The sequence below is a fragment of the Paenibacillus sp. FSL R10-2796 genome, assembly GCF_037965315.1.
Lineage (GTDB): Bacteria > Bacillota > Bacilli > Paenibacillales > Paenibacillaceae > Paenibacillus_AQ > Paenibacillus_AQ odorifer.
Genome location: NZ_CP150178.1, coordinates 3,459,322 through 3,474,362, shown reverse-complemented (window position 1 = coordinate 3,474,362; position 15,041 = coordinate 3,459,322). Strand labels below are relative to the sequence as shown.

The 15,041-nt window shown below is 43.0% G+C and carries 7 protein-coding genes; 5 read left to right on the top strand and 2 right to left on the bottom strand.

Going from position 1 to position 15,041, the window contains the following annotated elements; all coding sequences use genetic code 11:
- Window positions 1-840 precede the first annotated feature (840 nt).
- Window positions 841-2,397, bottom strand: a complete 1,557-nt coding sequence (spoVB, locus tag NST58_RS15860) for a stage V sporulation protein B (protein WP_339248685.1) — start codon at window positions 2,395-2,397, stop codon at window positions 841-843.
- Between the two features lie 476 nt (window positions 2,398-2,873).
- Between spoVB and NST58_RS15855 the strand changes: the two genes are divergently transcribed.
- The 5 genes from NST58_RS15855 (at window position 2,874) to NST58_RS15835 (ending at window position 11,863) form a co-directional block, all read left to right on the top strand.
- Window positions 2,874-6,353: a sugar-binding domain-containing protein gene (locus NST58_RS15855; protein ID WP_339248684.1), complete on the top strand. Its 3,480-nt coding sequence runs from the start codon at window positions 2,874-2,876 to the stop codon at window positions 6,351-6,353.
- Between the two features lie 493 nt (window positions 6,354-6,846).
- The gene (locus tag NST58_RS15850; protein WP_076190391.1) at window positions 6,847-7,533 is read left to right on the top strand and encodes a response regulator transcription factor; all 687 of its coding nucleotides are present in this window, start codon (window positions 6,847-6,849) and stop codon (window positions 7,531-7,533) included.
- The gene (locus tag NST58_RS15845; protein WP_076190392.1) at window positions 7,520-8,509 is read left to right on the top strand and encodes a HAMP domain-containing sensor histidine kinase; all 990 of its coding nucleotides are present in this window, start codon (window positions 7,520-7,522) and stop codon (window positions 8,507-8,509) included. The genes NST58_RS15850 and NST58_RS15845 overlap by 14 nt, the downstream gene beginning before the upstream one ends.
- A gap of 82 nt (window positions 8,510-8,591) precedes the next feature.
- The gene (locus NST58_RS15840) at window positions 8,592-9,278 is read left to right on the top strand and encodes an ABC transporter ATP-binding protein (RefSeq protein WP_076125710.1); all 687 of its coding nucleotides are present in this window, start codon (window positions 8,592-8,594) and stop codon (window positions 9,276-9,278) included.
- A complete protein-coding gene (locus tag NST58_RS15835) occupies window positions 9,275-11,863 on the top strand; it encodes an FtsX-like permease family protein (RefSeq protein WP_339248681.1) in 2,589 nt (862 codons plus the stop codon). The genes NST58_RS15840 and NST58_RS15835 overlap by 4 nt, the downstream gene beginning before the upstream one ends.
- A gap of 229 nt (window positions 11,864-12,092) precedes the next feature.
- Here the strand turns inward: NST58_RS15835 and NST58_RS15830 are convergent, their stop codons facing one another.
- A complete protein-coding gene (locus NST58_RS15830; protein ID WP_339248680.1) occupies window positions 12,093-14,882 on the bottom strand; it encodes a glycoside hydrolase family 3 C-terminal domain-containing protein in 2,790 nt (929 codons plus the stop codon).
- Window positions 14,883-15,041 lie beyond the last annotated feature (159 nt).

The window sequence follows — 15,041 nt, the reverse complement described above, 5'->3', positions numbered from 1 at the left end:
TGGTGTTATGAACCGGGGGTTGAATGCTTTTATCCGTTGCACCTACCTAAATCACCCAGTCTTAATTAAGATTAGAGCTTTCGGACTCAGAAGACGCTATTTGCTTGTTTTTAGGCTTTTGAGTTAGGTTACGGACTCCAGTGAAACTATTCCTTAAAAAGAGAGTCATTTCGGGTGTTATTCATGGTAATAACTGCGATGGAGTCCGTTAAAATTCCAAATGTAAGCTAAATCTGCTCTTAAGCTCAGCTGTGTCCGATAGCAAATACGTGTGCGCAAAATGTTACCTAATCAATCCAATTTGCTATTAGAAGCAGCCCTATAGAAATCACTTAGATTACTTATGAGATAGACTCCATTTTTGCATGGAGTCAATTGAGCGTAGTTCACACATAGTCAATCAGGCGCAATCTCCGATAATCAAGGATCGCTGCCTGATATTTTGGATCACTGGCGGTTTGCCTGAGCAAATTATGACTGTAACTTCTGATATCCCCACTCCGTATATTTGTAGCGCAAGATTTTAACGCAATCTAATGAGATAACTGTATTTTATACACTTAATCCATATTGCTAGGGAATAACTCCGACTTTAACTGCATTCTATACAATTAAAATCAAGAGAAATCACCTAATAGGCTTAAACTCGTGAGAATAGATGTAAGAAATACAGCTATTTTCAATGTGTAACTGTTTTGAACGATTATAGCTGCACAAAATACAGTTAAACATCTCGCTGCTCCCCATCCATTACCTTCATCCGCCCCCATACGGGTACACAGAGGGTTGCATTACTCATTTTACTTTTTGGAGCATGCTACCGAAATATCCCCTCCTCTTTCAAGAAACAGGTGTAATCGTTGGTGGTTTCGGTGCCCTTTCCCACGCATGGGTTACCTGCAATGTTGCTGCATAGGTGATTATCGAAACAAGCAACGCTCCGAACAGTTGAATAATCTGCCCCAGGTCCAATCGCTCCAGAATTCCGTGAGCCGCCAACCCGCTAAGCGCCATGACAATTCCTCCTGCTCCAACCTTGAATACAATACGAAAGTCAAAATAAAACCCGATCGTTCCTGCCACAGATAAAAAATTCAACAGTGTCAGCAGCAAGAGCCCCAGTCCGAATCCCATGGCCACCCCTTCGATTCCAATATTAGAACCTAGAACAAAGATCGCAATCACTTCAAAGACATTCGTAAGAATATGATTCCACATAACCGTTGATGCTTTCCCCAAACCAAGCAAAATTGCTTGCAGTGGCGCTCCGAAATAATAAAGAAAAAATAAGGGTGCTATTAACTTTAACAGCTCGCCCGCTTCTGGCGAATGATAGATCATGGTTGTTAAGGGTACAGCCCATAAGTACAGGATGATTGTACATGGGAAACCTACTATAAGCGCGGATCGCATAGCCATATCCATCCGACTATGCATAAGCTTGCTATTGTTGCTCACACTTGCTTCGCTGATCGCCGGAATTAATGCAGTCGACAACGATTGTGTGAAGAAGCTGGGGAGAAACAACATGGGAAGAGCATAACCCGCCAGAAGTCCGAATTGCTTGGTCGCCATCTCAACACCTACACCAAACAGTACTAGACTTTTCGTAATCAGCAGTGGTAGAAAGGCATGATAGAGCGAATGAATAAAACCGCTGCCTGTCATCGGTAAGCCGATGCGCAGCAAATCTCTCAACGTACTGTCTCCTTTAAGTGAAATTCTTGACGTATGTGGTGGAGAGGTTTTGACCTTACCTCGATTTGCCCATTTGAAAACAGCAAACAAATAGAGCAAACCAAAACCTTCCCCAACAACGGATGCAGCCATTGCACCAGCAGCCGCATAGGCAATACCGTAGGGCAACAAAACGTTGACAACACCGATAATGACAATGATTTGCGCCAGATTCTCAATAATATCGGAAAAGGCAAGTGGGTTCATGTTCTGTTTTCCACGAAAATAACCTTTCAGTACAGCAGACATCGCAATAATTGGAATGATCGGCGTAATAGCAACCATAGCATAATACGCCCGCTGATCGGCCAAAAAAATCGATGCGATCCATTTGGAGCCAAATAGAGCCACTAAAGTTAATATAATACTCAACGTACCCGTAATGCTTAAGGATACTGTGAGAATCCGCTTTACTCGCGCTTCATCCTGCTTAACCTCAGCTTCCGATACAAGCTTTGAAATCGCAACAGGAAGCCCCAGCTCTGTCAGCGTAATAAATAAGGGAAGCAGTGGATGAGCAATCATAAGCAGCCCTACTCCCTCTGCTCCCAAAAAACGTGCCAGCAAGACTCCGTTCAAAAAACCAAGCCCTTTTGTGAAAAATGACGACACGGTTAATATGAACGTGCCACGAATAAAACTTTGTTTACGCATCCCCATTTATACGCATCTCCACCTATGGTTTGTCCTGTCCTTCTTTCTAACTTATTCGAACAAACACAAGTACATGCAGACAAGTATTTGTAAAGTATTAAATCAGCGATAAGCCCAACACATCTTAGCCGGTGTACCAGGCAATTTCCCTCACTTCACTTTCATTAGCTTCTGTAGCGAAATCATTTTTCATAGACCAGAGATACTTCTCTGCATCATTTATTAGTACTGTTTTTGTATAAATTTCATCCTCCGCAATAAAAGATATATTAAGAAATAAATAGATAATTTACCAATAGCATGTTATCATTTTGAATGCGATTTCAATAGCGTTGTTATAACAGTTTTTTTACTCTTCTTCGTGAATGTCTTTTTGCAAAATCTTTGATATGATAAAAAAGAGTACAAAAGTCTTTACGGAAATCATTCACATCGTTAATAACCACTTCTAAATTTTCCAAAGATAAAGGAGAACTTCTTTCATGAGTCAGAAAACAAGATTAAATAATGACTGGTTATTCAGCAAACAGCCGCTTAAGTCCACTTTAGAATCGGTGATAGCAGCTGATTCGGAGTGGATCGACGTAACCTTACCCCATGACTGGCTAATTTTTGATACACATAATCTATATGAAAGCGGAGAAGGCTGGTACCGTAAAAGCATAGTTATAGATGAGAAAGTGCCAAATAGTCGTGTCTCGCTTCGTTTTGAAGGCGTATACATGGACTCCACTCTCTATGTGAACGGCCATATCGCAGGCGTCTGGAAAAATGGATACTCGACTTTTGAAATAGATATCACGCCATACATTATTGAAGGTATCAACGAAATCTATGTTCAAGTGGTTCATGAGTCTCCTAATTCACGCTGGTATTCCGGTGCGGGCATCTATCGCAGTGTATGGCTGAAGACGTATTCAGGGACACATATTGTGCCTGATGGTATTTATATCTCTACTCACAAAAAAGAGGATTCCTGGAATGTTGAGGTAGATACCGAAGTCTTGTGCAATGATCTATTGCAAAGCGAAAAGCACTACATAATTCGTCATAGTATACTGGACGCTTCAGGTATCTGTATCTCTCATGCAGAAAATGAAAGTCCAGTACAAGTCGGGTCTGCTGTATCCAGCTCTGCCCTCTTATCCGTCAATAATCCAATGCTCTGGGATATTAACCAGCCTTACTGCTATTCCCTAAAAACGGAGCTGCTGGAGAATGATCAGGTAATTGAAGAAGAAATCCAAACCTTCGGATTCCGTACGATGGAGTTTGACAGCCAACAAGGTTTCTTTTTGAATGGCCGAAAGGTGAAGATTCATGGCGTATGCCAACATCATGATTTGGGATGTTTGGGGGCTGCGGTGAATAAGGCAGCTCTAAAAAGACAGATTATCCTCCTGCAGGAGATGGGCGTAAACGCTATTCGTACGGCCCACAATATGCCAGCCGTTGAACTGATGGAATTAGCGGATGAGATGGGCGTGCTCATAGTTTCCGAAGCATTCGATATGTGGGAACGCAGTAAAACTCCTTTTGACTACGCCAGATTTTATCCGGATTGGTGGAAACAAGATATTGCCAGCTGGGTACGCCGGGATAGAAATCGCCCCTCCATGCTCATGTGGAGTATCGGAAATGAAATATACGACACCCATGCCGATGAACGCGGCCAAGAGTTAACCATAGAATTACGTGATCTGGTGCAGGTTCATGACCCTAAAGGAAATGCAGTGGTTACTATCGGTTCCAACTATATGCCATGGGAGAATGCACAGAAATGCGCAGATCTAGTGAAGTTCGCAGGGTATAACTATGCCGAAAAATACTATGACCAGCATCATGAGGAACATCCCGACTGGATTATTTATGGTAGTGAAACTTCGTCTACTGTACAGAGCAGAGGCATCTACCACTTCCCTTATGCTCAGTCTGTATTGTCTGACGATGATGAACAATGCTCAGCCTTAGGGAACAGTTCTACTAGCTGGGGTGCCAAAAACACAGAAGCTTGCATTATCGCAGATCGTGATGCGACCTACTCGCCTGGACAATTTATTTGGACTGGATTTGACTATATTGGGGAGCCGACCCCGTACTTCACTAAAAACTCGTATTTCGGTCAACTGGATACCGCGGGATTCAAAAAGGATTCCTATTATATTTATCAAGCAGAATGGACGGATTACAAGGTCGCCCCGATGATTCATATTTTTCCGTACTGGGATTTCTCTAAAGGGCAGCTTATTGATGTGCGAGTATGCTCCAACGCACCACAAATCGAATTGTTCTTTAATGATCAATCCATGGGCACGGTTAACATTGACCATAAACATGGTAAAAAGCTGCTTGGGGAATGGCAGCTCCCCTATAGCGATGGTACTCTGCGAGCAGTCGCTTATGATGAACACGGAGTGCAGATCGCTGAAGATACGGTAACTTCTTTCGGAGATTCGGCCACTGTGGTCATGAATCCTGATAAAACTCAGTTGACTGCTGACGGATCGGACTTGGTATTTGTTGAGATCTCGACTCTCGATCAAGAAGGACGTCCCGTGGAGAATGCCAATAATCGTATTAAAATCTCTGTAGAAGGGCCGGGGCGTCTTGTTGGTTTGGATAATGGTGACAGCACTGACTACGATTCATATAAAGGAACAAGTCGCCGGATGTTCAGCGGCAAATTGCTTGCGGTCATTGCCTCTTCATTGGAGTCAGGTACAATCGTTGTACGTGCATCTTCCCATGGCTTACAGTCTGCTGAGCTTACACTGACTTCCGAAGCACGAGAGCTAGATCATTCTAAGGACGAAGAGCTTATACTTTATCAGCATTCGTCACAATCACTATCGGATGTGAGCGAGTTATCCCAAAACTATTTATCAGATGAAATTCCCGTTCGCAAGCTGGAAATCATATGCCCGCAAGGAAATCAACTAACGAAGGACACCCGTTCACTTCCGGTTCGTGTGCAAATTCATCCAGAGAACGCAACCTATCAGGAAATTGAATGGCGAGTTACGAATGCTGCCGGTATTGACGCTAATATAGCCGTTCTTGAGGCAAATGGGCATGAAGCAGTAATTTCGGCTTTGGGAGACGGAAACGTCTATGTACGGTGTGCAACGAAAAACGGTGCAGATCAAGTGCGCCTGTATTCGCTTATGGAATTCCATATTCGAGATATGGGAGCTGCCTTTTTGAATCCTTATGAGTTTGTTTCCGCTGGTTATCATAGCAATACGAGCCGGAACTTAACAAATGGGAATGAACGCGGAGTGGCTACTGCAAGAGAAGGAGAAAGCTGGATCTGTTTTGACAACATCGATTTCGGTGATTATGGAGCTACTGAACTTACCCTTCCTATCTTCGCGCTAGATAACGATAAATATACGATTGATATATGGAAAGGTACACCGGATGCTCCAAACGCAGCTCTGCTGACACAGGTATCCTATCAAAAACCATCCATATGGAATGTATATCAAGAGGAGACCTACCCATTACCTGAGCGAATAAAAGGTGTCACCACCCTTTGTTTTGTTCTTCATAAAAAGATTCATCTCAAGGGCTTTCAGTTTAACAAGCCTTTAAAAGCGTACGAACAACTTAACGTTCTAGAATACAATCAGATTTATGGGGATTCCTTTACTCTGGCAGATGGACAAATCAAAAATATTGGTAACAACGTCTCTCTCATCTTTAAAGATATGGACTTCGGTCATACTGGAAGCACTAAACTAACCTTATGCGGGCATTCGCCTATCGATAAAAATACTCTGCATATTCTATTTAGCGGACCAGAGGGTGAAAAGAGACAGCTTGTGGAGTTTACACAGTCAAGTGATTATTGCGAAAGAGAATTTGTATTGGAGCGCATAACCGGTCCGCAAACCGTCACCTTTATATTTCTACCGGGGAGCCAGTTTGATTTTAAGTGGTTCCAGTTCCAAGCAGAGTAAGGTATTTTCAACTTTAAACTAGATGGATAGCTTTATTACAGAACAAATCCCCTGCGCATTTGTCACGGTTCAATAAGGATGTTTTCGGCTTTTGAGATTTGCCGTAGGATTATCAAGTCCTACGGCTTTTTTCTTGTTTTAAACCTTTTATCAGACATTGCTTTTGAAATTCATCCTTAATTTGCAGACTCTTTTCTTTCGAGAGATTTCTTCCTGTTACATTTAGCTTCATACTATTTAACCCTATTACATTTTAGCGTTCATATTTCTGCCTTTAATATAAGTTTACACACCCTTTATTTTTTGTTTATACCTCGGACTGTATGTTTCTGTCAAAAGAAATATAATAGATCTAAGGAGGTGTTATGCATAGATTATATAACGACAAAGGAATCAGCGAAAAAATGGGAAATACTTGCCTTGTTCCAATTGACGCTAAAAACCCGGCTAACGGACGATATAGTTGCAGTAAAGTAAAGGACGGTGCAAATAAATGAACCAGATATTTTTGGTTGAGGACGATAAGGCAATCGCTAAAAACCTTGTGCTTCTGCTCCGCTCAGAGGGATTTACAGTCTCTCATGTCCCTACGCGGAGTGAAGCCCTTACCGCGCTTGCCGGAAATAAATTTGACTTGGCGTTGATTGATATTTCTTTGCCTGATGGAAATGGCTTTGCGGTTTGCACGGAAATCAAAAAAACGCAAGATATTCCCATAATCTTTCTGACGGCTTCTGGCGATGAGTCAAGTGTTGTTACCGGGCTGAACATGGGCGCGGACGACTATATCACTAAGCCTTTTCGTCCGCGTGAATTGATTGCACGAATTGGAGCCGCCTTGCGAAAAAGTGGGCGTTCCATATCTGATTTTAAAATTCACGGGCTTCATGTCGATATGGCAAGTGGCATTGTGGAGAAAAACGGTAGCGAAGTCTTTCTTTCAGCATTAGAATACCGCTTGTTGCTGATGTTTATTAGCAATTCGAAAAGTATTATCACGAGAGGCAGGCTGCTTGACGAATTGTGGGACGCTGCAGGCGAGTTTGTCAATGACAATACACTGACCGTGTACATCAAACGTTTGCGGGAGAAGATAGAGAACGATCCAGCAAGTCCGCAAATTATTCTGACTGTTCGTGGGACGGGATATAGATTGGGGAACGAGTATGCTTCGGAATAGAGAGTTTCGACATTTTGTCATTTTGTTCTCCTTAATTGCCACCTCCGCTGTGACGCTGGGATTTGCAATCAATATGACGGCGGGAATCCTTACCACTACCTCTACCGCCGCTTTTGGCATAGCGTTTTTCGTGTTTACCAAAGCCCGATACATAAGCATTGCACGGATTTCACATCAAATCGACCTTGTGCTTCATAATGCTGACCTTCTGTACATTGAAGAGTCGGACGAGGGCGAGCTTTCTATTCTGCACAGCGAGATAACAAAAATGCTACTGCGCATTCGGGAGCAAAACGATGCGCTGAAAAAAGAAAAAGAACATCTTGCCGATTCGCTGGCCGACATAGCCCACCAACTCCGAACCCCACTCACATCAGCCAACCTCATTCTGTCTTTGTTAGAGAATAGCCCTAATGAAAACGAACGGAAAGCATTTATACGAGAAACAGAAGAATTGCTTGTGCGGATGGATTGGCTGATTACTTCTCTACTAAAATTATCTCGCTTGGACGCGGGCATTGTGGTATTCCAAAACGAGCAGATAGATGTAGATAGCTTGATACGCTCCGCCCTTCGCCCGTTCCTAATCCCAATAGAACTGCGCTATATTGATTTGCAAATAGACGTGCCGAAAGTAGTACTTATTCAAGGCGATCCAGGTTGGATTTCGCAAGCAATTCAAAACATCCTCAAAAATTGTATAGAAAGTGCAGGCGAGCACGGGAGGATTGAGATTGATTGTACGGATAACCGGTTATTTACCGAGATTGCCATCCACGACAGCGGTGCGGGTTTTCAGAAAGAAGATTTGCACTGCTTGTTTGACAGGTTTTATCGCGGGAAAAACCCAAACGCTACAGGATACGGGATTGGATTGGCTCTCTGCAAGATGATTATAACGCGGCAAGGAGGAACGATTACCGCAAAAAACCACCCGCAAGGCGGCGCAATCTTTACCATTCGTTTCTCAAAGTGACAGATCTCTCACCTGAAAGTCACAGAGATGTAAGTTGAAGGTTCTATTATATGGGTAACCCATCAGAAAGGAGACTCACATAATGGAGTTTTTAAAAATTGAAAATTTATGCAAAGTCTACGGTAAGGGAAATAATCAAGTTACTGCGCTTGACCATGTTTCACTTACAATTGAAAAGGGAGGATTCACCGCAATCATCGGTTCGTCCGGCTCGGGCAAATCTACATTGCTTCACAGCGTCGGGGGCGTAGACGTACCGACAAGCGGAAAGGTATATTTGAACGGGCAAGATGTATATAGCCAAAGCAATGAAAAACTCGCCATCTTCCGCAGACGGCAAGTTGGACTGATTTACCAATTTCACAACCTCATTCCCACTCTGAATGTAGTGGAAAATATCACTTTGCCTATCCTTATGGACAAGCGCAAGGTCAACGAGGAAAGGCTAAATGACCTGCTCGAAATGCTTGGGTTGCAAGATCGAAAAACGCATTTACCCAATCAGCTTTCAGGTGGTCAGCAACAGCGTGTTTCCATAGGACGCGCTTTGATGAATGCCCCGGCGGTCATGCTTGCCGACGAACCCACGGGCAGCTTAGATAGCCGAAATGGACATGAAATCATCAAGCTGCTCAAAGAAAGCAATAAAAAATATGGGCAGACCCTGATCCTCGTCACCCATGACGAAAATATTGCCCTGCAAGCAGACCGTATTATCGGTATAACAGACGGCAAAGTAACGCGGGATGAACAGGTGGTTCGGCCATGAATATTTTTAACAAAGTCACACTGCAAAGTATGAAAAAAAGCCGTTCCCGAACGATTGTCACGGTGATCGGAGTTGTTCTGTCCGCCGCCATGATTACGGCTGTCGCTACCTTTGGCACTTCCCTGTTAAATTATCTGGTAAACGGTTCTATTGCGAAATACGGCGGTTGGCACGTTGAGTTTTTGGATGTTGATTCCTCTTTCGTGCAAGAGAGAACCCATGACAGTAAAGTTGCAAACAGCGCAGCATTTGAAAATATCGGTTATGCAACGCTTGAAGGCGGGAAAAGCCCTGAAAAGCCCTATCTTTTCATCGCCGGATTCAGTGAGGAAGCCTTTGATACCTTACCCACAAGCCTGATTTCCGGCAGGCTTCCTGAAAATAGCAAGGAGATTCTCGTCCCGTCTCACGTTACTGCAAAGGGCGGTGTTAGATTTAAGTTGGGCGACACACTTTCACTTTCTGTTGGAAGCCGATTGAATGGAAACAAGAATCTCGGCCAACACGACCCTTATCAGACCGGGGGTGAATCGGGAGAGGACAAAGAAACCCTTGTTCCAAAATCAGAGAGAACCTACAAGGTTGTAGGTATCTGCGAAAGACCCAGTTTTGAGGAACATTCTGCACCGGGATACACCTTGATAACGAAAGCAGATCCTAAAGACCAAGCGGACAACTTCAGTATATTTGTCACACTGAAAAATCCGCACGGTGTAACGGCTTACGCAAGCAGTACAGTCGGAGCAGGAGCTTATGTCTTTAACGATGATGTACTGCGCTTCATGGGCGCTTCGGACAATAAACTGTTCAACACGCTTCTGTACTCAGTTGGCGGCATTTTGGTTGCCATAATAATGATAGGCTCGATTTTTCTGATTTATAACTCGTTCAACATCTCGCTGAACGAACGCACACGCCAGTTCGGGATTCTCGCATCGGTGGGTGCAACGGCAAGGCAACTGCGAAATTCTGTGCTATTTGAGGGACTTTGCATTGGTGCAGTCGGCATACCTATTGGCATTATGGTCGGCATAGGCAGTATCGGACTTGTAATTCCTATGGTTGCCGAGAATTTCGGGAAAACTTTCCACAGCACCGTGCCTTTAACCCTATCGTTGTCTGTCCCCGCAATTGTCGCAGCTACAGCAGTCAGTTTAGTTACCATTTTGATTTCAGCCTATATCCCGGCCAGAAAAGCTGCAAATACTCCCGTGATGGAGAATATTCGTCAGACCAACGAGGTTAAAACCGAATCGAAAGCGGTAAAAACATCAAAATTTGCACAGCGTATTTACGGTTTGGAGGGTACACTTGCGTTAAAAAACTTTAAAAGAAACAAAAAACGTTATCGCAGCATTGTGTTATCGCTCACTTTAAGCGTCGTGCTGTTTGTATCGGGAAGTGCTTTTGGAACAACTCTAAAACGACTTTCAGAACAGTTGATAATGGATATGGACTATGACATTCTTTTTACCACTCAGGTGACGGACGACAGCGAAATGATCCCGCTTTACAACAAACTTAAAACCTCTGACGGGGTTTATGAAAGCTCGTACCAAATCGTTTATATGTATACATCCGTAATTAAGGCAAGCGATTTTTCAGACCGTTACCGGGAATACGCGGGGTATACTACGCCGGACGAAACGGTTCAACTACCCATGGACATCCAGTTTATTGAGGACAGCAAATATCTGAGTTTTATCAAAGAATTGGGTTTGTCTGCAGATGAATATACCGGGCAGGACGCGAAGATGATTGCCGTTGCCAAAAAGCGGATTGATAATAATGAAAGGCCAAGCGAAGTGTTTAATATGTTTGCAAATCATTCCATGACATTCAGTGTCGCCCCCCAAACAAATGACAAGCAAATGATGGAACAGGGGCAAAGCATAAACATTACGTTTGTCGATACGTACCCGGTGGATCCGCCTCCAAGGCAATCTTTAGAGCAGCGGCCATACGTTTTTATGGTGGTAGCTCCCTATTCACTCAAAGAGAACTTTAAAAGCCCGGATACCCATGCGGAAATGGGCCTGGCCTTTCTTTCAAATAATCCCTCGCAATCGGTGGCTGAAATGGAAGCGATCATTCAGGACACGGGAATGATGTCTGCTTATACCCTTTACAATGTCCATACAATAGTTGAACAATACCGCAGTTTAATATTTGTTATTGATGTGTTCACCTATGTTTTTGTTATTATGATTTCCCTGATTGCGGTTGCAAATGTATTCAATACTATTTCCACAAATATCAGACTGCGCAGGCGGGAACTTGCCATGCTCCGCTCGTTGGGGATGTCCGACCGCGATTTCAATAAGATGATGAGTTTTGAGTGTTTCTTTTATGGGATGAGGACGTTGCTGTTCGGAATTCCAATAGCGGGAATCATCTCGTGGCTGATTTATGAAGGGTTAGTGGCCGTAGAAAGGATAGATAACTTTAATTTTGTATTCCCGTGGGGCAGTATGGCAATTAGCGTGTTTGGCGTAATCTTTATCGTGTTTATTACAATGTTGTATGCCATTAGCAAGATAACAAAAGAAAATATCATTGACGCGCTTCGGGATGATTTGGCTTGATTTTAATACCGATATTAAGATCAGGTTTTACTGCAAAATTGTGGACATACGGCTTTCTATGTATTCAAATTTAAACTTCACCAAAAAGTAAATCCTCCAATATAGATTATTTACAATTCAACAGTAATCGTTCGGCTGTGTGCCTAAACAATTATGTTTATCGTAAACATCCTTATTGGAGGATTTGCATTAGCGCAGGGTTTTTCCTTTAACTTATATTTAGAGCTACTTAGTCAACTTTATTAAATTCGATCCAGTCGATCTGTAAACCTGGTTTAATGAATTCCAGTTTCATTTCATAAAGACCTGCTTCGAGTTCTACTTTCACAAGCTTTTGTCTAATCCATTGACCTTCTGTCCCGTTGGTTTGAATGGTTGTCATCAATTGATCATTCAAATTAACATTGCATGCACTTTGAGCCAGCTCAGGTTCTGTTGACATGATATGCACGAGGATCCGATATTGTCCAGCTTGGCCAACTTCAAAGAAAGTCGATCCTTCAACGGCTGGCTTAACCTGTGGATTTTGAGATAAGGATTGTACTTGTTCTGCAGTAAGTGAAGGATTAGCCTTAAAGGACTCAACTGTTTCAACAATTTGCTGTTTTCTCGAGAATACTGGAGCATGTATGATGAACTCACAAATATTCATTGCAGAACGTTGCAGCTCTCCTCTAGTCAAAGATCCATTTTCCAAGGATTCAATGGTGTTGTCATTCCATCCATTAATTTCGGCGCCATAGTTAGCTACAACCATGTACAGGTCATTTTGTGCACGGACCATCCAATTTGTAAATTTCCGGTCTGCAGCTCCACCATTAACGACATCATTCATGATAGCCCACCAGTCTGTCATGACAATACCTTTGAAGCCCCATTCTCCGCGGAGAATTGTAGTGTTCAAATCGTAATTTGAAGCGGCCCAATGTCCATTAACAGGGTTATAGGAGGTCATAATTGAATTCGCTCCACCCTGCTTCACTGCAATTTCAAAACCTTTCAAATAAATCTCGCGAAGCGCACGTTCCGACACAACAGCGTCCACTTTACTGCGATGTTTCTCCTGATTATTGCAGGCAAAATGCTTCAGCGTGGCATTAGAGCCACCTTTCATAATCCCACGTGTACATGCAGCCGCAAACACCCCAGAGATCAAAGGATCTTCAGAAAAATACTCAAAGTTGCGGCCATTAAGCGGGCTGCGACGAATATTTAGACCTGGTCCAAGCAAGGTGTCTATGTTGTTTCGTACCAACTCTTGTCCTTCTAACACATACAGCTCTTCGACTAATTCGGCATTCCAAGTAGCTGCAAGAAGCGTTCCGATCGCAACCTGAGTCGCTTTTGCTCCACTATCCATACGAATTCCTGAAGGACCATCTGCCGTACATGCAACAGGGATTCCTAAGTTATATAGACTATCACTTACTCCTCCAAATGCAGAAGCTGTACCCGGTGTAACCAATGGGCTGCTCATACCTTCACCCCGTACAATGGCAGCCAAATCATCGTCACTAAGCTGGGCAATAAAAGCTTCCATACTAACTTTTTGTTCAAATACATCTCTTAATTTATGCCCTTGATTGCCTGTCTGGGAGATCGTTGTTGGTAGATTGCTCTCGATCCGTTCTGCTAACGAAATCTTGCGTGTTGGAACCTCTGCATAAACAAGTTCATATGAACCGTCTGATTTTTGAACACCAGGTTGCATTCTTGTAAAGCTTTGCGTGGGTGCAAGAGCTTCTTGTAACTGTTCCACAACTTGAAGAGTTTCCACGACATAGCCGCTATTCCCTTCAACCTTGACTTCCTCCACTTTTTTAACACTCGTTCCCACAAATATGCGGTACGTGCCTTCTTCTAGCACATAAGCGGAAGCATGCCCTGACACACCAGCATCATCATAGGAAGCCATTGAATGAACAGGGAAACTCACGGTAAGACGTTGTGCTTCGCCTGGCTGAAGGACTTCTGTTTTTGCGAAGGCTGCCAAAGCTTTAGCAGGCTGTCCCAATTTTCCTTGTGGAGCTTCATAATAGACCTGAACAACCTCTTTTCCAGCAAAGGTAGTTCCTGTATTAGTTACGGTTACGCCGACTTCAACATTAAGTTCGCCAGCTTTGTAAATAAGTTTAGCTTCTTCTGGCTCGAGCTTAAACGTGGTATACGATATTCCATAACCAAATTCATATTGAACCTTTTCTGGGCAAAATGTCTCGAAATAACGATAACCAACATAGATATCTTCCTGATAAAGGTTTGTAAATTCATTACCGTAGTTGTGTGTTGACGGGTAATCGTTGATGGAATATGCGATCGTGTCTGTTAATTTTCCGCTTGGAGTTACTTCTCCAGCCAGCACGTCCGCAATTGCATTACCACCTTCCATTCCCCCCTGCCAAGAGTAGATGACAGACGAAATCGGATTTTTATAGCTTTCATCGTTCAGCCAGCTCATATCAATAATATTAGAGACGTTCAGTACAACAATCGTTTGCTCAAAATATGTAGTTACCTGCTTCAGCATCGCTTTTTCATCAGCTGTTAGTTGGTAGCTTCCTGAACCATCGACATTATCCTGATCTTCTCCTGCTGTACGTCCGATTACAATGATTGCTTTGTTCGATTTACTTCTAGCCTCAGCTACCAATTCGTCGGATAAAAGCATTTCCTTCTGGTTCCATGGCTCTGCAGCCCAAACGCCGCCACCATTATCAAATGGATTTTGCTCAATCCACTTCTCATATACTGCTGCCAAATCTTCGTTGACCGTAAGGTTCTTTTTACTGCGAAGACCGCCCAGCAGGTTGGTCGTATAAGTAACATGAACACTACCGCCCGAACCAGTACCACTGCGATAATAATTCACTTGAGTTCTGCCAAAAACAGCAACATTATCACTTTCACCAAGCGGAAGCACCTGATGATCATTCTTCAACAGTACCGCACCTTCTGCTGCTACCGTCCGGCTAAATTCTGCAAAACCTTCTAATGGAATTCCCACACTCTGTGTACTCAACTTGTTTCCTCCTGTTGTTCAATTCTATAGGTTGTTTCTTTAGGCATCAATTACATATCATAAAGTTTAACTATACCATTATAGTACATTGGATAACTGTAATATATATAATAATTATCTTTATTAATATAATAATATTGGTCTGTTAGAGTTGGAAAT